Annotated in this window: 18 protein-coding genes and 1 pseudogene; 3 read left to right on the top strand and 16 right to left on the bottom strand. The window is 73.6% G+C overall.

The window, feature by feature from the left end; translation table 11 throughout:
• Positions 1 to 100: 100 nt before the first annotated feature.
• From ACZ34W_RS24920 to nrdR, 9 genes are all read right to left on the bottom strand, one after another.
• Positions 101 to 1345 carry a cytochrome P450 gene (locus ACZ34W_RS24920; protein WP_329489846.1) on the bottom strand — a complete coding sequence of 415 codons (1245 nt, stop codon included), beginning with the start codon at positions 1343 to 1345 and terminating at the stop codon, positions 101 to 103.
• Complete coding sequence (locus ACZ34W_RS24915; RefSeq protein ID WP_465607188.1) at positions 1342 to 2052, bottom strand: GTP-binding protein; 711 nt, start codon at positions 2050 to 2052, stop codon at positions 1342 to 1344. Before ACZ34W_RS24915 ends, ACZ34W_RS24920 begins: the two co-directional genes overlap by 4 nt.
• A complete protein-coding gene (locus ACZ34W_RS24910; RefSeq protein ID WP_329489844.1) occupies positions 2033 to 2401 on the bottom strand; it encodes a DUF742 domain-containing protein in 369 nt (122 codons plus the stop codon). Before ACZ34W_RS24910 ends, ACZ34W_RS24915 begins: the two co-directional genes overlap by 20 nt.
• Positions 2398 to 2862, bottom strand: a complete 465-nt coding sequence (locus ACZ34W_RS24905; protein WP_465607186.1) for a roadblock/LC7 domain-containing protein — start codon at positions 2860 to 2862, stop codon at positions 2398 to 2400. The genes ACZ34W_RS24910 and ACZ34W_RS24905 overlap by 4 nt, the downstream gene beginning before the upstream one ends.
• Positions 2862 to 4682 (bottom strand): sensor histidine kinase, encoded by a 1821-nt coding sequence (locus tag ACZ34W_RS24900; protein ID WP_465607184.1) that lies wholly within the window; start codon positions 4680 to 4682, stop codon positions 2862 to 2864. The genes ACZ34W_RS24905 and ACZ34W_RS24900 overlap by 1 nt, the downstream gene beginning before the upstream one ends.
• A 229-nt stretch (positions 4683 to 4911) precedes the next feature.
• Positions 4912 to 5478 carry a Clp protease N-terminal domain-containing protein gene (locus ACZ34W_RS24895; RefSeq protein ID WP_465607182.1) on the bottom strand — a complete coding sequence of 189 codons (567 nt, stop codon included), beginning with the start codon at positions 5476 to 5478 and terminating at the stop codon, positions 4912 to 4914.
• 3 nt (positions 5479 to 5481) lie between these two features.
• Complete coding sequence (locus tag ACZ34W_RS24890) at positions 5482 to 5727, bottom strand: RNA polymerase subunit sigma-70 (protein WP_329489840.1); 246 nt, start codon at positions 5725 to 5727, stop codon at positions 5482 to 5484.
• 220 nt (positions 5728 to 5947) lie between these two features.
• A complete protein-coding gene (locus ACZ34W_RS24885; protein WP_465607179.1) occupies positions 5948 to 8839 on the bottom strand; it encodes a vitamin B12-dependent ribonucleotide reductase in 2892 nt (963 codons plus the stop codon).
• A gap of 373 nt (positions 8840 to 9212) precedes the next feature.
• Positions 9213 to 9710, bottom strand: coding sequence for a transcriptional regulator NrdR (gene nrdR, locus ACZ34W_RS24880; protein WP_329489838.1), 498 nt, complete (start codon positions 9708 to 9710; stop codon positions 9213 to 9215).
• A 551-nt stretch (positions 9711 to 10261) separates the two neighbouring features.
• Between nrdR and lexA the strand changes: the two are divergent.
• Positions 10262 to 10933, top strand: a pseudogene (gene lexA, locus ACZ34W_RS24875) (transcriptional repressor LexA); the annotation flags it as partial.
• Between the two features lie 102 nt (positions 10934 to 11035).
• Here the strand turns inward: lexA and ACZ34W_RS24870 are convergent.
• The 5 genes from ACZ34W_RS24870 to ACZ34W_RS24850 all read right to left on the bottom strand — a co-directional run bounded on the left by ACZ34W_RS24870 (position 11036) and on the right by ACZ34W_RS24850 (position 19036).
• Entirely contained in the window at positions 11036 to 13156 is a 2121-nt protein-coding gene (locus tag ACZ34W_RS24870) for an ATP-dependent DNA helicase (RefSeq protein WP_465607177.1), read from the bottom strand.
• 12 nt (positions 13157 to 13168) lie between these two features.
• Positions 13169 to 14992: an IucA/IucC family protein gene (locus tag ACZ34W_RS24865; RefSeq protein ID WP_465607175.1), complete on the bottom strand. Its 1824-nt coding sequence runs from the start codon at positions 14990 to 14992 to the stop codon at positions 13169 to 13171.
• On the bottom strand, positions 14970 to 16415 hold the full coding sequence (locus ACZ34W_RS24860; protein WP_465607173.1) for a lysine N(6)-hydroxylase/L-ornithine N(5)-oxygenase family protein: 1446 nt from the start codon (positions 16413 to 16415) through the stop codon (positions 14970 to 14972). The genes ACZ34W_RS24865 and ACZ34W_RS24860 overlap by 23 nt, the downstream gene beginning before the upstream one ends.
• Positions 16416 to 16472: 57 nt before the next feature.
• Positions 16473 to 17096, bottom strand: a complete 624-nt coding sequence (locus ACZ34W_RS24855; RefSeq protein WP_465607171.1) for a GNAT family N-acetyltransferase — start codon at positions 17094 to 17096, stop codon at positions 16473 to 16475.
• A 104-nt stretch (positions 17097 to 17200) separates the two neighbouring features.
• Positions 17201 to 19036 carry an IucA/IucC family protein gene (locus ACZ34W_RS24850; protein WP_465607169.1) on the bottom strand — a complete coding sequence of 612 codons (1836 nt, stop codon included), beginning with the start codon at positions 19034 to 19036 and terminating at the stop codon, positions 17201 to 17203.
• 331 nt (positions 19037 to 19367) lie between these two features.
• Between ACZ34W_RS24850 and ACZ34W_RS24845 the strand changes: the two genes are divergently transcribed.
• Together ACZ34W_RS24845 and ACZ34W_RS24840 are read left to right on the top strand one after the other, a co-directional pair.
• Positions 19368 to 20564 carry a trypsin-like serine peptidase gene (locus ACZ34W_RS24845; protein ID WP_465607167.1) on the top strand — a complete coding sequence of 399 codons (1197 nt, stop codon included), beginning with the start codon at positions 19368 to 19370 and terminating at the stop codon, positions 20562 to 20564.
• 32 nt (positions 20565 to 20596) lie between these two features.
• A complete protein-coding gene (locus ACZ34W_RS24840; RefSeq protein WP_465607165.1) occupies positions 20597 to 21742 on the top strand; it encodes a trypsin-like serine peptidase in 1146 nt (381 codons plus the stop codon).
• A 78-nt stretch (positions 21743 to 21820) separates the two neighbouring features.
• Here the strand turns inward: ACZ34W_RS24840 and hflX are convergent, their stop codons facing one another.
• Positions 21821 to 23329, bottom strand: coding sequence for a GTPase HflX (gene hflX / locus ACZ34W_RS24835; protein WP_329489832.1), 1509 nt, complete (start codon positions 23327 to 23329; stop codon positions 21821 to 21823).
• 151 nt (positions 23330 to 23480) lie between these two features.
• Positions 23481 to 25844 carry a RelA/SpoT family protein gene (locus ACZ34W_RS24830; protein ID WP_465607162.1) on the bottom strand — a complete coding sequence of 788 codons (2364 nt, stop codon included), beginning with the start codon at positions 25842 to 25844 and terminating at the stop codon, positions 23481 to 23483.
• Positions 25845 to 25989 lie beyond the last annotated feature (145 nt).

Raw genomic sequence — 25989 nt, 5'->3', positions numbered from 1 at the left:
GGCACGGGGTGCGAGGTGCGAGGTGCGGGGCCCGGGTTCCGGGGTACGGGGTGCGGGTTCCGGCGGGCGCGGCTGACCCGGGGCCGCGCGGCCCCGGGTGTCAGACCGCGTAGCCCGGGGTGAACGACACCGGCAGTGCCACCAGCCCGCGCACCCACGCCGACGGCCGCCACACCAGCGCGTGCTCGGCCACCGCCAGCCGGAGGTCCGGCAGGCGGTCCAGCAGCACCTCGATCGCCGTGGTGGCGATCACCTCGGCCGCCTCCTGCGCCGGGAACGGGCACCCGTGCTCGCCGTAGGAGTAGCTCATGTGCGCCCGGTTGCCCTCCGCCGGGCTGCCGTCGGCCTGCCGCACCGCCGGGTCCGCGTTCGCCCCCGCGAAGCCGAGCAGCAGCATGTCCCCCGCGGCGATCCGCTGGCCGCCGAGCTGGGTGTCCCGGACCGCCCAGCGCCCGGCGAAGATCTGCGTCGGGGTGTCCTCCCAGAGCGCCTCGTTCAGGGCCTGGTTGATGCTGCGCCGGCCGCCGGAGAGCGAGGCGGCGAACCGCTCGTCGGTGAGCATCAGCCGCAGCGCGTTGGAGATCCAGTACGAGCACGGCTGGTGGCCGGCGATCAGCAGGACGCGCAGGTCGCGCATCACCTCGTCGTGGTCCAGGCCCGCCTCGTGCAGCAGCATCCGCGAGGCCAGGTCGTCGGACGGCCGCTCGGCCTTCTCCCGGACCAGGTCGAGCATCACGCCGAGCAGCCGCTGTGCGCCGGCCGGGGCGTCCGCCCCGCCGTCCAGCATCGCCAGCAGCCCGTCGATCAGGACGGGCGCCTGCTCCTCGCTCAGTCCGAGCAGCCGGCAGAGCACCAGCAGCGGCATCCGGTGCGCGTACTCGGCGACCAGCTCGGCCTCACCGCGCCCGGCGAACCCGTCGATCAGCCGGTCGGCGATCTCCTCGCAGTGCTTGCGCAGCTCGTACGGGTCGACGGCGGCCAGCGCGTCCGTGACGGCCCGCGAGCGGCGGACGTGCTCCTCCCCCTCGGCGTACAGGATCGACGGCACCGGCGCCATCATCGGCTTCAGCGGCCAGTCCTCGGGGATGCTCTCCCAGGCGTTCCAGCGGGTCGAGTCCCGGCCGAACAACTGCGGCTGGCCGGTCACCAGTTGCAGCTCCCGGTAGCCGATGACCAGCCAGGCGGGGACACCCCCGGCGAGCTCGACCGGAGCCACCGGACCGTGCGCGGCCCGCAGCTCGCGGTACAGCTGGGACGGGTCGGTCTGGAAGCGCGGCCCGTACAGCGGGGTGGCGCCGGCGTGCGCCGGGCAGCCCGGCGGCGGGGTGGCGGCGGGCTCGGTCACGGGGTGCTCTCCTCGTACGGGGACGGGTGGGTGGCGCCGGCGCCAGCGACAGCGGACACGGCGACCGGGGCGACCGGAGCGGCCTCCGGACGGGCGGCCGGACCGCTGCCGGCCTCCACCCGGGCGGCCAGGTGCCGGACCAGCTCGATCAGGACCTGCTTGCTCGACTCCCGGTCGCGCGCGTCGCAGTCCACCAGCGGCACCTCGGCGGGCAGGTCGAGCGCCGCGCGCACCTGCTCCAGGCTGTGGCTCGGGTCGCCGAAGTTGTTGCGGGCCACGATGAACGGCGTGCCGTGGTGTTCGAGCCGGTCGATGGCGTACCAGGACTCCTCCAGCCGCCGGGTGTCCACCAGGACGACCGCGCCGAGCGCCCCGCTGAACAGGCGGTCCCAGAGGAACCAGAAGCGCTCCTGCCCGGGCGCGCCGAACAGGTACAGCACCTGGCTCGCGGAGAGCGTGATCCGGCCGAAGTCGAACGCGACCGTGGTGGAGCGCTTGCCCCAGGAGCCCGAGGGGTCGTCGATGCCCTCGCCCGCCTTGGTCATGGTCTCCTCGGTGTTCAGCGGACGGATCTCGCTGACCGCACCGACCAGGGTGGTCTTGCCGACGCCGAACCCGCCGACCACGACGATCTTCAGAGCGTTGTCGGCGGTACCGCGCAGCGGGGTGCGCCGGGGCCCGGGGGCCTCAGAGCTGTTGGAGTCCATGCAACACCTGCTTCAGCGTGTCGAGATCGGGCAGCCGGGCTTTGTTGGGGGCGAACCGGGGGTGCCTGGCGGTGACCGCCCCGGACTCCAGCAGGTCCCCGAGGAGGATCTTCACCGCCGAGACCGGCAGCGCCAGCTCGGCGGCGACCTCCACGACGGCGGTCGGGGCCTCGCACATCCGCAGGATGCGGGCGTGCTCCGACTGCATGCCCGGGTCCGGCTCCCGCTCGGCGACGATCAGGGTGACCAGGTCGAAGGCGTTCTCCGGGGAACGGCTGCGGCCGCGGGTGATGGTGTAGAGGCGGTCCGGGTCGTCGTCGCGGCCCGGCAGGACCGGCCGCCCGCTCATGCCCGGGCGCTCTCTTGGACCACCGCGTCCGTATCCGCCCCGGTACCCGCCCCGGTACCCGCGTCGTCGCGGGCCGGAGCACTGAGGTGGACGCCGATCTGCTCGATCAGACCGTGCATGTTGTGGCCGACCACGCCCACGTCCGCCTCGTCGTCGGTGACCACGGCGAGGTGGGCGCCCTCGCCGGCCGCCACGATGCAGAGGATGCCGCCGTGGAACTCGGTCATCGACTGCCGCACGCCGCCGCTGCCGTCCCCGAACTCGATCGAGGCGCCGTGCGCCAGGCTCTGCATCCCGGAGGCGATCGCGGCCAGCTGGTCGGCCTGATCGGCGCCGAGCCCGGCGGTGTGGCAGAGCCTGAGGCCGTCGGCCGAGAGCACCAGGGCGTGCCGGGCGCCGGGGGTGGCGGTCAGCAGGTTCTCCAACAGCCAGTCGAGGTCACGGTCGATAACGCTGCTCATCAGGAGTCCTTCTCGGTGACGGGGGAGGCGTCGGGCGTGGTGTCCGTGGTCGGTGCGGTCGGCGTGGTGTCCGTGGTCCTCGCGGGAGTCGCGGCCGGTGCGGGAGTCGCGGCCGGTGCGGGGGTCGCGGCCGGTGCGGGGGTCGCGGCCGGCGTGGGGTTCGGGGTCGGTGCGGGGGTCGCGGCCGATGCGCTGCCGTTCCCGGCCTGCTGGGCGGCGCGCCGGAAGGCGCCGAACCGGGCGGCGGCGCTCACCGCGTCGGCACGGACGGGCTTGGCGGCCGGAGCCGGTGCCGCGGTGGTGGTACCGGTGGCGGCGAGCGTCTGCCCGCGGCGGCGCTGCGGCAGACCGCTGTCGGCGACCTCCACCGGGACCGCGCCGGACGACGGCACCGGGGCGGACGAGGTCGCCGGAGCGGACGACGGCGCGGCGGCGGGCCTGGCCGGCAGCAGCGCCGGCGGGCCGGCGGGCGTGAGCGCCAGGCGCGACGGCGCGGGCGCCGTCGCCCGGGCCGGGGCGGGCACCGGAGCGGGCGCCGGCGCGGCGTGCGTCACCAGCTGCTGCGGGATCAGCATCACCACCCCCGTTCCACCGCGCGCCGACGGCCGGAAGGAGATCTGCAACCCGTACTTGCGGGCCAGCGCGCCGACCACCGCGAGGCCGAGCCGCGTCCCCGCGGTGAGCGTGGTGAGGTCCAGGGGCTCGGCGGAGACGGCCCGCTCGGCCCGGCGCAGCCAGCTCTCGCTCAGCCCGAGGCCGCTGTCCTCGACGGTGACCGCCAGCCCGGCCGGCACCTCCTCGACGTAGACGTGCACCTCGGCCGGCGGGGCGGAGAAGTTGGTGGCGTTGTCCAGCAGTTCGGCCAGCGCGTGCATCACGCCCTCGGCGGCGAACCCGGCCACGGCCGCCGTGCTGGCGTTGTGCAGCCGGACCCGCTGGTAGGCGCCGATCCGGCCGAGCGCCCCGCGCAGCACCGACTCCACCGCGATCGGCTTGGCCCAGCGCCGACCCGAGCGGGCGCCGGTGAGCACGGCGATGCTGTCGGCCATCCGGCCGGCCTGGGCCGTGGAGTGGTCCAGTCGCAGCAGGTCGCCGAGGACCTCCTCGTCGTGCCGGTGCTGCATCTCGCGCAGCTCGGCGTGCATGCTCGTGGCGAGTGCCTGGACCCGCCCGGCGGCGGTCGCGCAGACCGCGAGGGCGGCGGCCCGCAGCCGCTCGCCCCGGCCGATCTCCTCGGCGAGGGCCCGCAGCAGCGCGTACTGAGGGTGCGTGCGGTGCGTCGCGAGCGCGCTGTCCACGGACGCGCCGTCCCGGAGCTTCTTCACCACCTCGGGCAGGACGGACCCGGCCAGCCGGTCCAGTGCGGCTCGCTCCGCCTGCTCGGCCTCCAGTTCGGTCCGCACCCGGGCCAGCTCGGCCTGCGCGGCCAGCACCTCGGCCTCGGCGTCCGCCTGCGCGGTCCGGGCCACCTCCCGCGCCGTGTCGGCGGCGGCGGCCCGCTCGCGGGCGCTCGCCCCGGCGGCGTCGGCCGCGGCGGTCAGCTCGCGCGCCGCCCCGGTCTCCTCCCGCTGCGCGGCGAGCTCCTCCGCCAGTCGGCGGGCGCGCTCGGTGGCGGTCGCCGCCAGTCCGACCGCGATCAGCCAGAGCACCGCGACCGCGCAGACCGCGGCCACGGTCAGCGGCTGGTGCGCCGACAGGGCCCGGCCCGCGGCCACCGGGGCGGCGACGCCCGCCAGCAGTACGGCCGCCGCGGTGAGGGCCGCGGTGCGCGGGGCCGGGCGTCGGCGCGCCGTGCCGTCGGGGCTGGTGCGTTCTCTCATCGATGCGGTCCTCGGCAGCGGCGGGCGTCGACGGGCGGACGCCGACAGCGGGGGCGGGCGAACGCGCGACCGCCCGGCCGACGTAGTGAAACGTCTCCGGGCGGCTGATCGGTTCACGCTTTCGGCCGATCATATCCATTCAGCTCCTGCCCTCAATGGGCAAGTTGACGGCCAGTATCATTCGTTCACGGCTCGTGCACCGATTGGCGACCTCACCGTCGCACCTCGATCAACTCAAGGTGGCATCCACCGCCCGGCGCAGTGCCGCGAAGTCCAGCCCGTGATCGGCGATGATCCTGGCGCCGAGCCCCTCCCCCTCCCGGACCACCCCGAGCAGCAGGTGCCCGACGCCGATGCGGCCGGACTTCAGCCGGAGCGACTCGCGCAGCGACAGCTCCAGCACCTTCTTCGCCCGGGGCGTGAACGGCACTCGTCCGCCCTTGGCGTCGGCCCGGAACCAGCCCCGCCGCCTCGACTCCGGGCCCTCCGCCGGAGCGTCCAGCGCCCCCTCGCCGAACGCCGACTCGACGGCCTCCCGGACGGCGTCCAGATCGACCCCGATCGCCGCCAGCGCCTGCGCGTCGTCGGCCCCGCCGAGCAGCCGGCGCACCGCCCGCCGCACGGCGGCGTGGTCCAGCCCCGCCTCGACCAGCACGGCCGCCGACGGATCGTGCGGCATCGCCACGACGGCCAGCAACAGGTGCTCGGTGCCGATCTGCCCGTGCCGGAGCTGCGCCGCCTCCCGGCCCGCCTGGCCGACCACCTGCCGCGCATCGTCGGTGAAGCGCTCGAACATCGCTCAGCCTCCGTCCTTCTCGCTCGCGGTACCCCCGGCACCCCGCCGGGCGTACTTCTTGTGCACCGCCTGCCTGGTCACCCCGAGACAGACCGCGATGTCCTGCCAGGACCACCCCTGCTCGCGGGCGTTCCCGACCTGCAGGCCCTCCAGGCGATCGGCCAGGTCGCGCAGCGCCCGCACCGCCCGGAGCCCCACCGCGGGGTCCCGACTGCTCGCGGCCGCCGCGAGCTCTCCGTTCTCGCTCATACCGTCAACTTAGGTTGACGCCCATCGCGTGTCAACCCTGGTTGACAGGTGCTCCGGGATCCGCAGCGCCCCACCGCGCGAACAACGAGCGCCCGACCGGGCCGCCCCGGTGTCCGGGCAACGCAAAAGGCGGGGCGAGGACCTCGAAGGTCCTCGCCCCGCCTCGCGGAAATCAGCCGCTCAGGCTGTCATCCGGCACCGGGCCGGCACGGCGGCCGGATCAGCTGCAGCCGCTGGTGGAGCCGCAGCCCTCGCAGAGGTAGCAACTGCCGGCGCGGCGCATCTTGGTGCCGCAGGAGAAGCAGAGCGGCGCGTCGGCGTTGAGGCCGAGCTGGATCTCCATCAGCTCCGTCGAGTTGTGGGCCCTGCGCGGGGCCTCGACGGCCGGTGCGGGCTTGGCCACCGGGGCGGCCGGAGCCGCCGGGGCCACCGGCGCGGACTGCGCCAGGGTCTCGGTGTCCAGCTCCTCGGCCTCCAGCGGCTCGTAGGAGCCCGTCTCCAGGTGGCGCTGGCGCTCCTCGACGGAGTGGATGCCGAGCGCGGAACGGGTCTCGAACGGCAGGAAGTCCAGCGCCAGGCGGCGGAAGATGTAGTCGACGATCGACTGCGCCATCCGCACGTCCGGGTCGTCGGTCAGACCGGCCGGCTCGAAGCGCATGTTGGTGAACTTCGAGACGTACGTCTCCAGCGGCACGCCGTACTGCAGGCCGACCGAGACGGCGATCGAGAAGGCGTCCATCATGCCCGCGAGGGTCGAGCCCTGCTTGGACATCTTCAGGAAGACCTCGCCGAGGCCGTCGTCCGGGTAGGAGTTGGCCGTCATGTAGCCCTCGGCGCCACCGACCGTGAAGGAGGTGGTGATGCCCGGGCGGCCCTTGGGCAGGCGCTTGCGGACCGGGCGGTACTCGACGATCTTCTCGACCGCGGCGGCCGGGGCCGCCTCGGTCTCGGCCTTCGCGTCGCCGGCCTTCTTCTTGGCCGACAGCGGCTGGCCGACCTTCGAGTTCTCGCGGTAGATGGCGAGCGCCTTGACGCCCATCTTCCAGGCCTCGAAGTAGATCTCCTCGACGTCCTCGACGGTCGCCGCGGCGGGCATGTTGACGGTCTTGGAGATGGCGCCCGAGATCCACGGCTGGATCGCCGCCATCATCCGCACGTGCCCCATCGGGGAGATGGAACGCTCGCCCATCGCGCAGTCGAAGACCTCGTAGTGCTCGGGCTTCAGGCCGGGCGCGTCCACCACGTTGCCGTGCTCGGCGATGTGGGCGACGATCGCCTCGATCTGCTCGTCCTGGTAGCCGAGGCGCTTCAGGGCGCGCGGCACGGTGCCGTTGACGATCTGCATCGAGCCGCCGCCGACGAGCTTCTTGAACTTGACCAGTGCCAGGTCGGGCTCGACGCCGGTGGTGTCGCAGTCCATCATCAGGCCGATGGTGCCGGTCGGGGCGAGCACCGAGGCCTGGGCGTTGCGGAAGCCGTTCTGCTCGCCGAGGCGCAGCACGTCCTGCCAGGTCTCGGTGGCGGCGGCCCAGACCGGGGCGTCCAGCTCGTCGACCGCGACGGCGGCGACCGAGGCGTCCGCGTGCTGCTTCATGACCTGCCGGTGCGGGGCCGCGTTGCGGGCGTAGCCGTCGTACGGGCCGACCACGCCGGCGAGTTCGGCGCCGCGGCGGTAGGCGGTGCCGGTCATCAGCGAGGTGATGGCGCCGGCCAGGGCGCGGCCGCCCTCGCTGTCGTAGGCGTGGCCGGTGGCCATCAGCAGAGCGCCGAGGTTGGCGTAGCCGATGCCGAGCTGGCGGTAGGCGCGGGTGGTCTCGCCGATCTTCTCGGTCGGGAAGTCGGCGAAGCAGATGGAGATGTCCATCGCGGTGATGACCAGCTCGACGACCTTGGCGAAGCGCTCGGCGTCGAACGAGTCGTCGTCGCGCAGGAACTTCATCAGGTTGAGCGAGGCCAGGTTGCAGCTGGAGTTGTCCAGGTGCATGTACTCGGAGCAGGGGTTGGACGCGTTGATGCGGCCGGACTCCGGGCAGGTGTGCCAGCGGTTGATGGTGGTGTCGTACTGGATGCCCGGGTCGGCGCAGGCCCAGGCGGCCTCGGCCATCTTGCGGAAGAGCTTCTTCGCGTCGACGGTCTCGATGACCTCGCCGGTCATCCGGGCGCGCAGGCCGAATTCGGTGCCGTTCTCGACGGCGGTCATGAATTCGTCGTTGACCCGGACCGAGTTGTTGGCGTTCTGGTACTGCACGGAGGCGATGTCGTCGCCGCCGAGGTCCATGTCGAAGCCCGCGTCGCGCAGGGCGCGGATCTTCTCCTCCTCCTTCACCTTGGTCTCGATGAAGGCCTCGACGTCCGGGTGGTCGACGTCCAGCACGACCATCTTGGCCGCCCGGCGGGTGGCGCCACCGGACTTGATGGTGCCGGCGGAGGCGTCGGCGCCGCGCATGAAGGAGACCGGGCCGGAGGCGTTGCCGCCGGAGGAGAGCAGTTCCTTGGAGGAGCGGATCCGGGAGAGGTTCAGGCCGGCGCCGGAGCCGCCCTTGAAGATCATGCCCTCTTCCTTGTACCAGTCGAGGATCGACTCCATGGAGTCGTCGACGGCCAGGATGAAGCAGGCGCTGACCTGCTGGGGCTGCTTGGTGCCGACGTTGAACCAGACCGGCGAGTTGAAGCTGAACACCTGGTGGAGGAGGGCGTAGGTCAGCTCGTGCTCGAAGGTCTCGGCGTCACCGGGGGTGGTGAAGTAACCGTTCTTCTCGCCGGCGGCGCGGTAGGTGAGCACCACGCGGTCGATGATCTGCTTGAGGCTCCACTCGCGCTGCGGGGTGCCCACGGCGCCGCGGAAGTACTTGGACGTGACGATGTTGACGGCGTTGACCGACCAAAAGTCGGGGAACTCCACGCCGCGCTGCTCGAAGTTGATCGAGCCGTCGCGCCAGTTGGTCATGACGACGTCACGCCGCTCCCAGCGGACCTCGTCGTAGGGGTGTACGCCAGGGGTGGTGTGGATGCGCTCGATCCGCAGGCCGCCCTTGGGGGCCTTGCCGGCGCCCTTGGTCACGGTCTTGTCGGACTTCGACCCGCGTGCGGAACCGCTCGTGGTGTCTGTCACTTCTCGCTCCTCCTCCTGGGCAAACGCCCAAAGTGCCCCGAAAAGTCCGGGCACCGCTGGTTCGTCTTCCGGTGTGCGGACAGGCGACGACCTGCCTGTACCCGCACGGTTTGTGGTGTTCTGTGTGCCGTTTCCGGGCACCCTCGGCCCCGAGGGGTCGGTATGGCTGATGTGGCTGATGTGGTGCTATGAGCCCCGAGGGGCCGGTGTGGTGCTGTCGGCCCCGAAGGGCTGGTGTGGCTGGTGTGGCTGCTGTGGGACGAAAGGCCCCGAGGGGCCGGTGTGGTGCTGTCGGCCCCGAAGGGCTGGTGTGGCTGGTGTGGCCGGTGTGGGACGAAAGGCCCCGAGGGGCGGGTGGTGCGCAGCCGGCCTCCTAGGGCGCGGCGGCGGCGACGGGCACGCAGGCGCCGTCCGCCTCGGGGACGGGCCGCTCGGCGCGGAGCTCCGCGATGGCGGCCTCGAAGTCTTCCAGTCCGTCGTACGCCTGGTAGACGCTGGCGAAGCGCAGGAAGGCGACGACGTCGAGTTCCTTGAGCGGTCCGAGTATGGCCAGCCCCACGTCGTGGGTGGTCAGCTCGGACTTGCCGGTGGCCCGCACGCACTCCTCGACCTTCTGGCCGAGCTGGGCGAGCGCGTCCTCGGTGACCGGGCGGCCCTGACAGGCCTTGCGGACTCCGGAGATGACCTTCTCCCGGGAGAACGGCTCGGTGACGCCGCTGCGCTTGATGACCATCAGTGCGGCCGTCTCCACCGTGGTGAAACGGCGGCCGCAGTCCGGGCACTGCCGGCGACGGCGGATCGAGCTGCCGTCTTCGGTGGTCCGGCTGTCGACGACGCGGCTGTCGGAGTGCCGGCAGAAGGGGCAGTGCACCTGAAGATCCCTCCCGGGCAGGACGTGCGGACTGGACGAGTCTATGCGATGAGGACCCGGCGCCGCCAAGCGGATCATGCGACGTAACCACTAGTACTGGGCCCGGAGAGGACTGTAACCACTACATGTGGGTCCAGGGGGGAAGCGACACCCCTGGCGTGTCGGCGCCGATTAGACTGCCGGAGTCGCGTTCGAGTCGAACATTTAAGCGATGTACAACAAAGCCTTGATCGAGTCAGCCAACTCCCGAATAATTCACTCGAACGTGTGTTTGGCGCAACCTTTCGATAGGAGGTGCCGTTGGGCTGGAAAAGGGGAGAGGACAGCCGTCGAGAGGGGCCGCCGTGAACACGATCGAAAGCAACACCATCCCGGTGCAGGAACACTCCCAGCTCAAGGTGGGGCAGCGCACCACGAATCAGCAGAGTGTGGACAGCATGGACCGTAGCGAAGAACACCGCCTCTCCGGCCAGGCCATTTCCCATCCGGGCCGCGTTCCCGACCAGCCGATCGAGCACGCCGCCGTGCTGGACGACAGCCACCCGGTCCCCGCGCGCTCGCTGCCCGGCCGCCCCCCCGGCATCCGGACGGACGAGGCCGGGCTGACCGAGCGCCAGCGGCGGGTGATCGAGGTCATCCGGGACTCGGTCCAGCGCCGCGGCTACCCGCCGTCCATGCGGGAGATCGGCCAGGCCGTCGGCCTGTCCAGCACCTCTTCGGTCGCCCACCAGCTGATGGCCCTGGAGCGCAAGGGCTTCCTGCGCCGGGATCCGCACCGCCCGCGCGCCTACGAGGTCCGCGGCGTCGAGGTGGCCCGCCCCAACACCGCCGAGACGGCCGGGCGTCCGTCCACCTCGTACGTGCCACTGGTCGGGCGGATCGCCGCCGGCGGCCCGATCCTGGCCGAGCAGACCGTCGAGGACGTCTTTCCGCTGCCGCGCCAGCTGGTCGGCGAGGGCGAGCTGTTCGCGCTGACCGTGCGCGGCGACTCGATGATCGAGGCCGCCATCTGCGACGGCGACTGGGTGACCGTCCGCCGCCAGCCGGTCGCCGAGAACGGCGACATCGTGGCCGCGATGATCGACGGCGAGGCGACCGTGAAGCGCCTCAAGCGCGAGGACGGCCGGATCTGGCTGATGCCGCACAACCCGGCGTACGAGCCGATCAACGGTGACAACGCGACCATCCTGGGCAAGGTCGTCGCCGTGCTGCGCCGCCTCTGAGCCGCCCGGTACGGCGCCCACCGGGAAGGGGCTCCACCGCACGGTGCGGGGAGCCCCTCCGGTGTGCCCGGGCGGCGGCCGCCTCTCGGGGCGACCGACGCCTCAGCCCCGCTTGACCACCGGCCGCACCGGAGCCGCGGAGGCGTCGATCGCCGCCAGTGAGCGGCGCACCTGGTTGCGATCGGTGGTGTACCAGAACTCCGGCATCGAGGAGCGGAAGAAGCTCCCGTACCGCTTGGTCTCCACCCGCGGGTCCAGCACCGCCACCACACCGCGGTCGTCCGCCGCGCGGACCAGCCGGCCCGCGCCCTGCGCCATCAGCAGCGCGGCATGGGTGGCCGCGACGGCCATGAAGCCGTTCCCGCCGCGCTGTTCGACGTCCCGCTGGCGGGCGCTCATCAGCGGGTCGTCCGGGCGCGGGAACGGGATCCGGTCCATCACCACCAGCTGGCAGGCCGAGCCGGGCACGTCCACGCCCTGCCAGAGCGAGAGCGTGCCGAACAGGCAGGTGGTCGCGTCCGAGGCGAACTCGCGGATCAGCTCACCCAGGGTGTCCTCGCCCTGGAGCAGGATCCGGTTGTCCAGCCGCTCGCGCATCGCGTCGGCGGCGGCCTGGGCGCCGCGCATCGAGGAGAACAGGCCGAGCGTCCGCCCGCCGGCCGCGCCGATCAGCTCGGCGAGTTCGTCCAGCATGTCGGGGCGCTCCGGGTCCCGCCCCGGGTCGGCCAGGTGCCGGGCGACGTAGAGGATGCCCTGCTTGGGGTACTTGAACGGCGAGCCGACGTCGATGCCGCGCCAGTGCGGCACCGCGTCCTCGCCGGAGGCGGCCTCGGGAGCGTCGCCCTCGGTGCGCTGGTCCGGCAGCCGGGCCTCCGAGGGCAGGCCGACCGAGGCGGCGACGCCGGTGAAGTCCCCGCCGAGCTTCAGCGTGGCGGAGGTGAGCACCACCGAGCGCTCCTTGTAGAGGCCCTCCCGCAGCAGCCCGGAGACGCTCAGCGGGGCGACCCGCAGCGAGGCGGTGCCCAGGCCGTACCGGTCGCTGCGCTCGATCCAGACCACGTCGTACTCGGAGTCGGCCAGCAGCCGCTCGGCCGTCTCGTGCAGCGCCTCGGCGGAGGCCATCGCCTGCTTGCGCACCGCGTCCTCGTCGGTGAGCGCCTTGTCCCGCGTCTCGCCGAGCGAGGTGATCACCTGCCGGCTGGCGTCCCGGATCGCGGTGACCGCGTACGCCAGGTACTCGGGCAGTTCCTCGACCCGGCCGGGCTGGGCGGTCTCCATCAGGCCGTGGTAGTTCTCCGCGGCCCCCTGGAGGGCGTCCACCGCCTTCTCGTTCGCCAGCCTGGCCGCGCGCTTGACCGCCCGGTTGACCGCGCCGACGGTCAGCTCGGCGGTGGCCGCGCCGGTGACCCGGTTGACCAGCTCGTGCGCCTCGTCGACGATCAGCAGCTCGTGCTCCGGCAGCACCGGCGCGCCCTCGATGGCGTCGATCGCCAGCATCGCGTGGTTGGTGACCACGACGTCCGCCAGCTTGGCGCGCTCCCGCGCCTTCTCGGCGAAGCACTCCTGCCCGTACGCGCAGCGGGTGGCGCCCAGGCACTCCTTGGAGGTGACCGAGAGCTGGGCCCAGGCCTTGTCGGAGACGCCGGGGCTCATGTCGTCCCGGTCGCCGGTCTCCGTCTCGTCCGCCCACTCGCGCAGCCGCAGGACGTCCTGGCCGAGCTTGCCGGTGGGGCCGCCGAGGGCGTCCACCGGATCGAAGAGGCCCTCGCCCTCCTCGCTCGGGGTGCCCTCGTTGGCCCGGTGCAGGCAGAGGTAGTTGGAGCGGCCCTTGAGCATCGCGAACAGCGGGCGGCGGCGCAGCACCGGGTGCAGAGCCTCCACCGTCCGCGGCAAGTCCCGCTCGACCAGCTGGCGTTGGAGCGCCAGGGTGGCCGTGGCGACCACCACGCGGTCCCCGTGGGCGAGGGCCGGCACCAGGTAGGCGAGGGACTTGCCGGTGCCGGTGCCGGCCTGCACCAGCAGGTGCTCGCCGTTGTCGACGGCGTCGGCGACGGCCTCGGCCATCCTGACCTGGCCGGGGCGCTCGACGCCGCCGACGGCGGCCACGGCGGCGTGCAGCAGCTCGGGGAGCTGGGCCCGCGGGACGGCCTCGACCGCGCCGGCGGCGGCCGACCCGTCGGCCTCGTCGTCGGCGGGGAGCTGGGATTCGGAGTCGTTCGTCATGACCCACCCAGCCTACGGGGCGGGGGTGACAATCCGGTCCCGCCGGCCGTGCGGCACCGCGGCTCCCGCGGCGGCCAGCGCGTTGGGCACGGTGCCGTGCCTGGCCGCGTGCGGGCGGTGTGGGCGGTCCCCGTAACCGTCCAGCAGCAGCCGGTTCCGGTTGAGGCAGAGCCGGTCGATCCGCGGGCGGAACAGGTCGAAGAGCTCGAACCGCTCGCGCAGCTCGGGGAAGCGCTCCTGGTAGCGCAGGATCTCGGCCCGCAGCAGGGCCCAGAACTCGGCCTCGGGCAGTCCGGTCTGCGCCTCCAGCAGCGGGGCGAGGTAGCGGTAGACGCCGATGAACAGGCCGGAGTGGAGGAACTGGCAGAGGCCCTGCGGGTCCTCGCGCAGCAGTACCTCGGCCACCTCGGCGGGCAGCTCGCGCAGCTCGGGCAGGTCCTGGTCGCTCAGGTTGACGTCGTCGACGAAGTCCTTGACCGCGAGCCGGGCCGGGGCGTCCCGCTCGTCGAAGACCACGATGGCGTTCTCCCCGTGCGGGGAGAAGACCAGGCCGTACCGGTAGAGGAAGTGCAGCAGCGGCGGGAGCATCGCCGCGAACAGCCGGGCGGTCCACGCGGCGGGGGTGAGGCCGGAGCGGGCGATCAGCTCGGCGGCCAGCGCCCGCCCGTCGGAGCCGGTCTGCAGCAGCGCCGCCAGGGTGCGGGCGCGCTCGCCGCCGTCCAGGCAGGGTCCGAGCGGCTCGCGCCAGATCGCGCCCAGCAGTTCCTTGTACTGGTAGGGCGCCTCCGGCAGCTCCCGGTAGAGCGGGTGGTCGACGGTGACGGAGGCGATCTCGCCGAGCAGCACGATCCGGCACTCGTCGCGCAGGAAGGGGTCGGCCTGCCGGATCCCGTGGATCCAGGCGGTCACGGCGGGCGCGGCCAGCGTGCGCTCGGTGGGCAGGCCGCGCCAGACCAGGGTGTTGAGGATGGCGAGCGGCAGCTTGACGGTGCAGCGGTCGGGCCGGCTCCGGTTGAAGAAGGAGCGGATGGACTGCTGGGGCAGCCGCAGGTCGCCGTCGGTGGGCAGCGGGACGATCTCACCGCTCGCGATCCACGGGGCGAACAGCGGGACGACGGTCTCGTCCCACTGCCAGGGGTGCACCGGCAGCAGCAGGTAGTCGTCGGCGTCCGGGCCGAGGACGGCGCGCAGGGCGGCGGGGTCGTCGAGCTCGCGCGCGTACAGCTGCTCGGGCTCGGCGACGCCGGGAACGCCGCGGTACTGCGCCAGCCGGCGGTGCACGGCGATCCAGGGCAGGGGTCGCGGGGTGCGCGCCTCCGGGGCCCAGCGGGCGGCGTCGGTGGCGGAGAAGCCGAGCCGGCCCTTGTTGGGGACGATCCAGGGGTGCCCGCCCTGCCGGCCCTCCAGCTCGGGGTGGCCGAGGTCGGCGAGCTCGGCGGCGGTGAGCGCGGTGGCGAGCTGGTGGGCGTCGGCGATCAGGGTCGCGGTGAGTTCGCGGATCAGGTGGCCGGTGGTGTCGCCGCGCAGCCCGAGGGTGTGCCGGGCGTAGGGGAGGAAGCGCAGCGGGTCCAGGCCGTCCGGCCGGGAGCAGCGCACCGAGTCCGGGACGACCTGCCAGCCGCCGTACGCGCCGCGGCCGGCGGTGAAGCGGTACTCGGCCTCGGGCAGCCGGAGCAGGTAGCCGTCGGGGCCGTCGGGGACGGGGGTGATCAGCTCCTCGTAGGCGAACTCGCCGAGCATCTTGGCCAGCAGCGTGCGGCCGGCCCGCGCCCAGTGCCCGGCGGTGAGCTGCGGGGGCAGGTACAGCGGGGGTTCAGCGGCCGGCGGTTGCGGCACGGGTCCACTCCTGGGGTCGCGGAACGGCGGGGACGTCCGCGGTGGCGGGGACGTCGCCCATGGCGGGGGCGGCAGGGCCGGTGGAGCCACCGGGGGTGACTGGGGTGACGGGTGGTGCGAAGCCGGTCCAGGCGGTGCGTTCGGGAAGCCGGTGGACCGTCCGGCCGGCGACGGCGTTGAGGATCACGGCGGCCCGGTGGGCGCCGAGCCCGAGATCGGGAGTGCCGACGCCATGAGTGTGCAACTCGGCGTTCTGTACGTACAGTCCGCCGACGAGGTCGGGGAGGGTCGCGACCCGGTGGTCGAGGTCGACCCGGTAGCGCCCGGCCGCGTCCCAGTCGATCAGGTGGGCGAGCGGCTCCAGGGCGGCCGGGCGGGCGGCGCGGTACCCCGTGGCGAGCACCACGGCGTCGGTGCGCAGCACGTGCTCGACGCCCGAGTCACCGTGCCGGCAGCGGAGTTCGAGACCACCGCAGGGACCGGTCCGGGCGTCCGTGACGGCCGTGCCGGGGGTGATCTCGACCGGGGCGTCATCGATCGGCCGGCCGATGGTCCGCTCGTACAGGTGGTCGTGGATCTCGGCGAGGGTCTCGGCGCTGGCGGCCTTGTGCAGTTGCCACTGCGCCTCGACCAGGGTGTCCCGGACGGGCCCGGGCAGGCCGTGGAAGTAGCGGGTGTAGTCGGGCGTGAAGTGCTCCAGCCCGAGCTTGGAGTACTCCATCGGCGCCAGCGCCCGGGTGCGGGTGAGCCAGCGCAGCCGGACGCCCTCCCCCACCCGGCGCAGCAGGTCGAGGAAGACCTCCGCGCCGGACTGCCCGCTGCCGACCACGGTGATGTCGCGCGCGTCGTCCAGGGTCTCCCGGCGGTCCAGGTAGTCGGCGGAGTGGAAGGCCCGGGGGTGGCCGTCGAGGGCGGTGAAGGCCTCGGGCAGGACCGGCCGGGTGCCGACGCCGAGCGCGAGGTTGCGGGCGTGCACCTCGGTGCGCCGGCCGGTGGCGGTGTCGCGGAGTTCGGCCCGGTACAGCGCGCCGTCCCGGTGCAGCGCGGTGACCTCGGTGCCGAAGCGGCAGTTGCCGAGCCGTTCGGCCGCCCAGCGGCAGTAGTGGTCGTACTCCCGGCGGGGCAGCTGGAAGCGCTCGGCGAAGTAGAACGGGAAGAGCCGGCCCTGCTCGCGCAGGTAGTTGAGGAAGGACCAGCGGTTGGTCGGGTCGACCAGGGAGACCAGGTCGGCGAGGAAGGGGACCTGCATCCGGGCCCCGTCGACCAGCATCCCGGGGTGCCAGCGGAACTCCGGGCGCTGGTCGCAGAAGAGCGTGCGCAGGCCGGGGGCGGGTTCGGCCAGCGCGGCGAGCGAGAGGTTGAACGGGCCGATGCCGACGCCGAGCAGGTCGTACGGCGCGGGTGGGGCTGCTGGGGTGTCCATGGAGTCGGAGGTGTCCTCGGCGGGGTCGGTCGCGGGCGGGCGGCGGAGGGGGCGCGGTCAGGCGGCGGGCGGCCGGGCGGCGGGGGCTCGGTCCGGCGGCACCCGGCCCGGCCGGTCCGGACCGCGGTCGCGGACCATCAGCGCCGCGCGCTTGTCGGGCAGGTCGAGTTCGGCGGCCCGGGTGAAGCCGGCCCGCTCGAAGGCACGGATCGAGCGCAGGTTCCGGACGTCGGGCTCGGCGACCACCCGCCGGCAGCGCGGCCGCGCCCGCAGGATGCGGTCGGCCAGCGCGGCGAGCAGGGTCGCGCCCAGGCCCCGCCCCCGGCAGTCGGCGGGGCCGAGCAGCAGGTGGACGCCGGTGTCGTGGGGCCGGGCCGGGTAGTGCGCGGCGAGCGGGTCGAGGTCGGCGCGGTAGATCTCCCAGTAGCTCATCGGGGCGCCGTCGAGCAGCCCCAGGCGGGGCAGGCTGCGGCCGTCGCCGTCGAGCTGGGCCCGCAGGTGCCGTTCGGTGACGGCGGGCGGCCCGGCGAGCTCCCAGAAGGCGGCGGTCTCGGGGTCGTTCATCCACCCGGCGAGCAGCTCCAGGTCGGCGGGCAGCCGGACCGGGCGGAGCCGGAACTCCCCCGCGCCGGTGGCCATCGGGCTCCGGCCGGTCACACCGTCGGCGCCTTCGGCGGTCACACCGTCGGAGCCCTCGGCGGACACGTCGTCGGAGCCCTCACCGGAAACGTCCTCAAGACCTTCACCGGTACCGCAATCGTCGTCGGAGCCGCTCGGGCGGGAGTTCACGCGCCGGCCACCGGGTTGGGGATGTCGACGTAGACGGACTGCGTGGCCACCGGCCCGACCAGCTCGTCCAGGCCGTTGATCCGGGTGAGCAGGTTGGCCTTGCAGGGCAGCGTGGCGGCGTCCAGCAGGAGCGCGGGCAGCGCGGACCCGGTGGCCGCGACGCGCGGTCCGGACAGGAAGCCGCGCAGGGCGGCCAGCAGCACCGACTCGTCGGCCAGCCGCTGCGAGCCGAAGGCGCCGATCAGGCCCAGGACGTGGTTGATCCCGAGGTAGTAGGCGAAGTGGTGGTCGATCACCTCGTCGGCCAGGAAGGTGTCGCTCCGGGCACCGAGCCCGGGCAGCCGGGCCGTGAGCCGGTCGGCCGCGCTCTGCCGGTAGTAGAAGCCCTGGTTGTCCCGGTAGCGGCCGCCCTGCGGCCACCCGTCGGCGTCGAGCAGGACGAGGCTGTTCTGCTGGTGCGCCTCCAGCGCGATGCCGGCCTGGCCGTCCAGCCAGAGCACCGGCAGGACGACGGCGTCCAGGTAGCGCAGGAACCATTCGGCGGCCACCGTGGGCAGCGGGCGTCCGCAGCGCGCGGCGAGCGCCCGCAGGGTGTCGCCGAGCCGCGACGGTACGGTGTCGCCGGTGCCGAGCGGCTGCTCGGCGACCAGCCCGGCCACGCAGAGGGCGCGGTCGCCCGGGGCGAACGGCTGGGCGCGCAGCACGGTGTCCAGCCCGCCGGGGTCGCCGAGCGCGGGGTGGTCGACGCCGATCCAGGCCGGGTCGCGGACGATGTCGAAGCCGGGGTGGACGGCCTGCCACTCGGCGGCCAGTCCGGTCTCCAGCAGCCGGTGCATCTCCAGGCCCCGGTGGAGCTCCTTGCGGAGGTTCTCCCGCCGGGAGTTGGTGATCCGCAGGCCGAGCGAGAGCTTCAGCATCCAGGGCGTGCCGGGCCGGTAGACGGTGCGCACCGAGGAGGTCGGGTACCAGGGGTCACCGGCCGGGCCGAGGTCGCGCAGCCGCCCGTCGGCGAGCAGTTCCGCGACGGCCGGGCGCAGGGCGAGCTCGCGGGCCTGCCAGGGGTGCAGCGGGAGGGCGGCCGTCCCGGGCGGCACCAGGGTCGGGTCGCCGAGCAGGTGGGCGGTGATCCGGTCGGCGCTCTCGGTCAGCGCCGAACCGGCCGCGAGCAGGTCGCGGTCGACGGCGTACCAGTGCAGCCGGAAGGAGCCGTGGAGCTCCGGGGAGTACGCGGCGCTCTGCGCGGGCCCGAGGCCGTCGCGGCTCTTGGGCGTCGGGTGCAGCGGGTGGCCCAGCAGCAGGGACTGCTCGGCGGCCAGGAACTGCGAGCCCTCCGGCCCGCCGGGGGCGGCGGCGGTGCGGCGGTGGGCCAGGATGTCGGCGGTGCGGACCACCGAGTCGGCCACCCGGGCGGCGAGGTCGGCGACCTGGCCGGGGTCGGGGCGGTCGGCGGCCGCGGCGGCGAGCAGGGCGGCGGCGGTGACGGCGTCCACCGGGGCGGCGGCGGTGCCCTCACCGACCGCGAGGGTGGCCGGGCCGAAGCGGTGCCAGCCGGCCGGCGACCAGTAGCGGACCGGGGCGAGCAGCCGGGCGGCGCCGCCGAGTACGGCGATCCGCAGCCGTCCGTCCGTCCCGGGTACCGCCCCGGTCTCCCGGGCCCAGCACCGCAACAGGGCCTCCAGACCGGCCTGTTCGGCGGCGACGGCCGGGTCCGGATGGAGGAGCGGGTCGGGCGGCACCGGGCGGGCCGCGGCCGGCCGGACCCCGGCGGGCTGGACCGGGGCGGGGTGGCGCGTCGGGGCTTCGGGCGGGGCTCCGGTGACGGCGGTGCTCAAGGCTGCTCCTTGTGGCGCGTGGGGTGCGGACGCGCGCTGGTGGTGGAGAGGGTGTGGCGGGCGCTCGCACCGTCGCGTCAGGTAAGGGTTAGCTATCCCTGAGGGGTGATCACAAGGGCTGCTCACTCGTCCGAGTGAAGAGCGGTGAGAGTTCAACACTCAGGAGGGAGGACCTGCCGTGCCAACGAGCCAACCGGGCGTTCGTCACAGATCGGTGACCTCCGGCCGCCGTCGCAACCCGGGGGTCGGCCCGCGCCGTCCTGGTGGCCAGTGGGAGACTCCAAGGCGGTCGGCCGCCGCCGCACATGACCAGCAGGGGGAAGCGAACACCATGCCATCGATCCACCGGTCAGCCATGGCCGCGGCCCTCGCCGCCGGAACGCTGCTCGTCGTGACGGCCTGCGGGCCGGACGGCCCCTCCGGCGGGGGCACCGCCGCCCCTCCGCCGGCCCCGGCGAGCGGCAGCGCCACGACCGCCGGGGGTGGCGGCGTGATCGGCGGCGGTGTGATCGGCGGCCTGACCCTGCCGTCGGGCATCCCGACCAGCCTGCTGGAGGGCCTGCCCACGAGCTGGGACGACCTGAAGAAGTGGAAGTTCGAGGACTGGGACAACTGGGCCTCCAAGCACGTCTTCAACAACCCGGTGGTGAAGGACTTCTGGAACCCGGACAAGATGGGCGACTCCAAGCCGGCCGACCCGGCCCCGCCCATCGCGAAGCCGACCGGCGACGCCGGGGTGACCGATCCGGACCCGGCCCCGGTCAAGGCCACGCCGGTGACCCGCCCGTACACCAAGCAGCCGTCCGGCAAGGTGTTCTTCAGCGCCGACGGCGGCCGCGGCAACTGCTCGGCCACGGTGATCGCCGACCCGGCGCACCCCGGCAGGAGCAACCTGGTCTGGACCGCCGGGCACTGCGTGCACCCGGGCAAGGGCGGCGACTTCTACAAGGACCTCGTCTTCGTCCCCGCCTACAACAACTCCGGTGCCTCCAGCGGCGGCAAGAAGGCCCCGCTCGCGGAGCTGGCACCGCTGGGCACCTGGTGGGCCAAGGACGTGGTGACCTCGCCGCAGTGGACGGTCGAGGGCGGCGGCACCGGTGACGCCGCCAACCAGTACGACTTCGCCGTGATGCGGGTGCAGAACCAGAACGACACCGGCAAGTCACTGGAGGAGACGGTCGGCGCGGCCGTCCCGGTCTGGTTCGACGCCCCGCGCGACCGGATCTCCGCCTCGGCGTGGGGCTACCCGCTCTACAAGCCCTTCGACGGGCAGGAGTTGTACAAGTGCGACGGCGGGAAGCCCACCCGGCTCTCCTTCGACGCCAAGCGCCCGGCGATGCTCACCATCGGCTGCACCATGACCCAGGGCTCCAGCGGCGGCGGCTGGTTCGCCCCGATGCCGGACGGCCGGACCGCCCTGGTCAGCAACACCTCCATCGGCACCCAGGACCACACCTCGCTGAGCGGCCCGTACCTGGAGACGGTCGCCAAGCAGGCCCTGGACTACATCTCCAGGAAGCAGAAGTAGCCGCCACCGCGCCGAAGACCACACGGGGACCGATGACCATGCCGAAGACCAGGCACCGCACCGCGCCGACGGCCGCCGCCGTACTCGCCGCGCTCGCGCTCACCGCGACCGCCTGCGGCCCGGAGGACGCGGGCAGCGCCGACGCCGCGTCCACCCCGGCCACGACCGCCGCCGCCACCGCCGCGTCCGCCAAGCCGGGCGCACTGCCCGGCAGCCTCCAGGACCTCGCCGGCTGGAAGCTCGACGACTGGGCCCGCTTCGTCAGCGAGAACGCCTTCGTCAACGAGGTCGCCCAGGGCTTCTGGTCGATCGCCAAGATGGAGAACGCCAAGGGCCGGCCCACCCCGGAGTACTCGCACAAGAGCCCGGGGAACACGGTCGTCCGGGACGATCCGCCGGCGGCCGTCCCGGCCAGGCCGCAGCCGCACCCGTACAGCCCGGCGACGGCGGTGGTCGGCAAGATCTTCATGACCGCGCCCGAGGGCGACTCGATGTGCTCGGGCACCGTGGTCTCCGACCCGGCCAACCCGGGCCGCAGCAACCTCGTCTACACCGCCGCGCACTGCCTGCACGACGGCAAGGGCGGCGGCTGGCTGAAGAACATCGTCTTCGTCCCCGGCTACAACCGCGACGGCCAGGCCAGCCGGGGCAGGCAGTACACCGAGCAGCAGGTCTCCCCGTACGGGCGGTGGACGGCGGTCCGCGCGCTGGTCGCGCCGACCTGGGTGAAGGAGACCGGTGTCGGCCCCAACTCCCAGTTCGACTACGGGATCATCCGGGTCCGCAACGAGAACGGCTCCGGCAAGTCGCTGGAGGAGACGGTCGGCGGCTCCGTCCCGATCTGGTTCAACGCCCCTCGCGAGCAGATCACCTCGGCCTTCGCCTACGGCTACCCGGCCGAGCGGCCGTTCGACGGCATGGAGCTCAACCACTGCGACTCCACCGTCCGGCCGGTCAGGCTCTCCTTCGACCAGGCCTGCCCGCCGATGTACGTGATCGGCTGCACCATGACCGGCGGGTCCAGCGGCGGCGGCTGGTTCATCACCAAGGACGGCAAGCCGAACCTGATCAGCGTCAACTCGATCGGCAACCGCAACCCGTCCGAGTACATGGCCGGCCCCTCGCTCCAGGACCAGGCGAAGCAGGCCTTCGACTACTTCTCCAAGAACGCCAAGTAGGACGCGCCCGGCTTCCGGGGACGACGACGGGCCCCGGCCTCCCGCGAGGGGAGGCCGGGGCCCGTCGGCTGCCGGTGCTCAGCTCTGCGAGCTCAGCGCGACCGCGTAGCGCTCCAGCTCGGCGGCCAGCTCGGCCGGCACCTTCGCGTGCAGCAGGGTGCCCTCGGCGGTGTGCTCGGTGGAGAGCAGCTCGCCCTCGGCGTGCACCCGGGAGACCAGGCCGCCCTGGGTGTACGGGACCAGCACCTGCACCTCGATCGCCGGGCGCGGCAGCTCGTCGTCGATGAGCTTCAGCAGCTCCTCGATGCCCAGGCCGCTGCGGGCCGACACCACGATCGCGTGCGGCTCGCGGCGCAGCAGGCGCTGCAGCACCAGCGGGTCGGCGGCGTCCGCCTTGTTGATCACCACGATCTCCGGCACGTTCTGTGCCTCGACCGAGACGATCACCTCGCGGACGGCGGCCAGCTGCGTCTCCGGCTCGGGGTGCGAGCCGTCCACCACGTGCAGGATGAGGTCCGCGTCGGCGACCTCCTCCATGGTCGAGCGGAACGCCTCGACCAGGTGGTGCGGCAGGTGCCGGACGAAGCCCACGGTGTCGGCCAGGGTGTAGAGCCGGCCGCTCGGGGTCTGCGCCCGGCGCACCGTCGGGTCGAGGGTGGCGAACAGCGAGTTCTCCACCAGCACGCCCGCGCCGGTGAGCCGGTTGAGCAGCGAGGACTTGCCGGCGTTGGTGTAACCGGCGATGGCCACGGACGGCACCTGGTGGCGCTTGCGCTCCTGGCGCTTGGTGTCGCGGCCCTTCTTCATGTCGGCGATCTCACGGCGGAGCTTCGCCATCTTCTCGCGGATCCGCCGACGGTCGGTCTCGATCTTGGTCTCACCGGGACCACGGGTGGCCATGCCGCCGCCGGACGAGCCGGAGCCACCACCACCCATCTGCCGGGAGAGCGACTGACCCCAGCCCCGCAGGCGCGGCAGCATGTACTGCATCTGCGCGAGCGAGACCTGCGCCTTGCCCTCACGGGACTTGGCGTGCTGGGCGAAGATGTCCAGGATCAGGGCCGTCCGGTCGACGACCTTGACCTTGACGACGTCTTCCAGGTGGATCAGCTGGCCCGGGGTGAGCTCACCGTCGCAGACCACGGTGTCGGCGCCGGTCGCCGCGACGATGTCGCGCAGCTCCTTCGCCTTGCCGGAGCCGATGTAGGTGGCCGCGTCGGGCTTGTCGCGGCGCTGGATGACGCCGTCCAGCACCTCGGAACCGGCGGTCTCGGCGAGGGCGGCGAGCTCGGCCAGCGAGTTCTCCGCCTCCTCGACGGTGCCGTCGGTCCAGACGCCGACGAGCACCACGCGCTCCAGACGGAGCTGGCGGTACTCGACCTCGGTGACGTCCTGGAGTTCGGTGGAGAGGCCGGCGACACGGCGCAGGGCGGCTCGCTCGCTGCGGTCGTACTGGTCGCCGTCGTAGTGGTGGTCGAGGTCCTCGTCGATGGCCGCGAGGTCCTCGTCCATGAGGGCTTCCGCCCGCAGACCGTCGAAGCGGCGCGGGGCGTCGGCGTGGTCGCGGGTGTCTGACGTGGAGGTCATTCTGTCCTTTGGCTGCAGGAGTGGGACGGCCTGTGGGCGCGACCGTGCACAACGGTCTCACCCGGAGTCTGCCCAGCTGCCGCCCCGTCTACCGCTCGGGCGAGTCGTGAGCTACCCCTCAGGGCCACGGAGCCCACTGGGACTCTTGTGTTCAGTGTCCAGTGAACGCCGCGGACCGGCCGTGAATTCCCCATGATGGTCGCACGCCGGGCGCCGACGGGTCATCCCCATTTCCCTGCGCGGACACCGGCCCGGACACCGGTGCGGACACCGCGCCGGCGACCGGCTCGGGCGCCGGGCCCGGCGCCGGGCGGGTCGCCGCGGCCGGGGTGCGGGCGCCGCCCCCCGCCGGGGCGTACGGCCGGCCCACGTCGTACACCCCGGAGACCCGGAGCATCGCCCGCAGCACGGCGGGCAGCGCGCCCGGCTCGGGCAGCTCCACGGTGTAGGTGTGCCGCACCCGCAGCTCCTGCGGCGGCTCCACCTCCGCCGAGACGATCCCGACGCCCTCCCCCGAGATCGCCGCGGTGAGGTCCGCCAGCAGCCGGGGCCGGTTCAGCGCCTCGGCCCGCAGGGTGGCCCGGTAGCCGGACGGCGGCGCGGCGCCGGGCCGCCAGCGGACCTCCGGGGTGCCCCGCCCGTCCGCCCGCATCCGCTCCCCGGCCGGACAGCCGGTGCGGTGCACGGCGACCGCGCCGCCGCGGATCGCGAAGCCGCTGACCTCGTCCGGTGGCACCGGGGTGCAGCAGCGGGCCAGCCGGACCGGCGCCCCGGGCCGGCCGACCACCGTGACCGGGGCCTCGCCGCGCTCGGCGGTGCGGTGCGCGGGCGGTGCCGGCTGGCCGGCCGACGGCCCGGTGCGGACCACCGGGACGCGCGGCGGGTGGTCGGCCAGCCACCGCTCGATGGCCAGCCGGGCGGCCGGCGTACGGGCGTGCGCCAGCCACTCGGGCGCCGGGCCGGACGGGCGGGCGGCCGGATCACCCTGCTCGGTGAGGATGGCCACCCGGTCGCCGTCCTGGAGGACGGTGGAGAGCGCGGTGAGCCGGCCGTTGACCCGGGCGCCGATACATCGGTGGCCGGTCTCCTCGCCGAGCAGGTAGGCCGCGTCGACGCAGCTGGCACCGGCCCGCAGCTGAAGCGTTTCGCCGGCCTCGGTGACGACGGTGATCTCGCGGTCCCCGGCGAGGTCGGCGGTCAGCGCGGACCAGAACGCGTCCGGATCGGGCGTCTCCTGCTGCCACTCCAGCAGCCGGCTGAGCCAGCCGGGTCTGGCCGGGTCGGTCCGGTCCAGCTCGTCCGCGCCCGGCTCGGTGCCGGGCTGGCGGGGGTCGCCGAGGGCCACCACCCCGGTCTCGGCGATCTCGTGCATCCGCCGGGTGCGGACCAGCACCTCGACCACCTCGCCGCCCTCCAGCGCCACCGCGGTGTGCAGCGACTGGTAGAGGTTGAACTTGGGAGCGGCCACGAAGTCCTTGAACTCGCCCGGCAGCGGTGTCCAGCAGGTGTGCAGTTCGCCGAGCACGGCGTAGCAGTCCGCGTTCTCCTCGACCACCACCAGCACCCGGCCGAAGTCGGCGGGCTGGGGCCCCTGCGGACGCCCGTCCGGCCCGGCGGCGGCGTCCCGCTTGAGCAGGACCCGGTGCAGCGAGACGCAGTGCCGCGGCCGGACGGTGACCTCGGCGGCCACCCCGGCCTCGGCGAGCTGGCGGCCCAGCGCCAGGGCGAACGGGGCGAGCAGGGCGTCCGGGTGGTCCTCGCGGCCGGCCAGCAGCGCCCTGGTCCGGGCGTACTCCTCCGGGTGCAGGGTGGCGAAGACGATGTCCTCCAGCTCCGCCTTGAGCACCTGGATGCCCAGCCGCTCGGCCAGCGGGATCAGCACGTCCCGGGTGACCTTGGCGATCCGGACCCGGCTGGCGGGCTTCATGTGGCGGATGGTGCGCATGTTGTGCAGCCGGTCGGCGAGCTTGATGACCATCACCCGGACGTCGTCCCCGGTGGCGACCAGCATCTTGCGGAAGGTCTCCGCCTCGGCCGCCGCACCGAAGTCGACCTTCTCCAGCTTCGTCACCCCGTCGACCAGGTAGGCGACTTCGGGCCCGAAGCCCGCCCCCACCTGGTCCAGCGTCAACTCGGTGTCCTCCACGGTGTCGTGGAGCAGCGAGGCGACCAACGTGGTCGTCCCGGCGCCGAGTTGGGCCAGGATCATGGTGACGGCCAGTGGGTGGGTGATGTACGGCTCGCCGCTCTTGCGCTTCTGCCCGCGGTGGCTGGCCTCGGCGAGCCGGTAGGCCCGGCCGAGCAGGCCGAGGTCGGCCTGCGGATGGTGGCGGCGGTGGGCCTGCACCAGCGGTTCGAGCGCGTCCGGCACCGGCGTGCGGCCGGTGGCCAGCAGGGCGGCGCGCCCGGCCCGGCCGAGGGCGGCCCGGCCGAGGCCTCCCAGGGGCCGCTTGGGCCCGGCCTGCCGTGCGGACGTCGGCTGCCCCGCCAGGGGCTGCCCGGCTTCGATGGTCATCGGCACCTCCGGCAGCGGTCACCGGGAGCATTGGCCGACCCGGTGGTCCATGCTACCGAGCAGAGCACGTTCCGCGACGCCCTGCTCCCCGTCGGTCATCGGGATCACCCGAACGGGGGGATTCATCACCGCACGAAATGGGCAA

Source organism: Kitasatospora sp. NPDC022856, from assembly GCF_055561235.1.
The sequence above is the reverse complement of the archived record's forward strand: the minus strand, read 5'-3'. Positions and strand labels throughout refer to the sequence as shown.

Bases quoted from the DNA above. Each gene is read 5' to 3' on its own strand.
- ACZ34W_RS24830 (WP_465607162.1), bottom strand. From the start codon at position 25,844: ATGACCATCGAAGCCGGGCAGCCCCTGGCGGGGCAGCCGACGTCCGCA.
- ACZ34W_RS24890 (WP_329489840.1), bottom strand. From the start codon at position 5,727: ATGAGCGAGAACGGAGAGCTCGCGGCGGCCGCGAGCAGTCGGGACCCC.
- ACZ34W_RS24840 (WP_465607165.1), top strand. From the start codon at position 20,597: ATGACCATGCCGAAGACCAGGCACCGCACCGCGCCGACGGCCGCCGCC.
- hflX (WP_329489832.1), bottom strand. From the start codon at position 23,329: ATGACCTCCACGTCAGACACCCGCGACCACGCCGACGCCCCGCGCCGC.
- ACZ34W_RS24900 (WP_465607184.1), bottom strand. From the start codon at position 4,682: ATGAGAGAACGCACCAGCCCCGACGGCACGGCGCGCCGACGCCCGGCC.
- ACZ34W_RS24845 (WP_465607167.1), top strand. From the start codon at position 19,368: ATGCCATCGATCCACCGGTCAGCCATGGCCGCGGCCCTCGCCGCCGGA.
- ACZ34W_RS24860 (WP_465607173.1), bottom strand. From the start codon at position 16,415: ATGGACACCCCAGCAGCCCCACCCGCGCCGTACGACCTGCTCGGCGTC.
- ACZ34W_RS24910 (WP_329489844.1), bottom strand. From the start codon at position 2,401: ATGAGCGGGCGGCCGGTCCTGCCGGGCCGCGACGACGACCCGGACCGC.
- ACZ34W_RS24895 (WP_465607182.1), bottom strand. From the start codon at position 5,478: ATGTTCGAGCGCTTCACCGACGATGCGCGGCAGGTGGTCGGCCAGGCG.
- ACZ34W_RS24870 (WP_465607177.1), bottom strand. From the start codon at position 13,156: ATGACGAACGACTCCGAATCCCAGCTCCCCGCCGACGACGAGGCCGAC.
- ACZ34W_RS24905 (WP_465607186.1), bottom strand. From the start codon at position 2,862: ATGAGCAGCGTTATCGACCGTGACCTCGACTGGCTGTTGGAGAACCTG.
- ACZ34W_RS24915 (WP_465607188.1), bottom strand. From the start codon at position 2,052: ATGGACTCCAACAGCTCTGAGGCCCCCGGGCCCCGGCGCACCCCGCTG.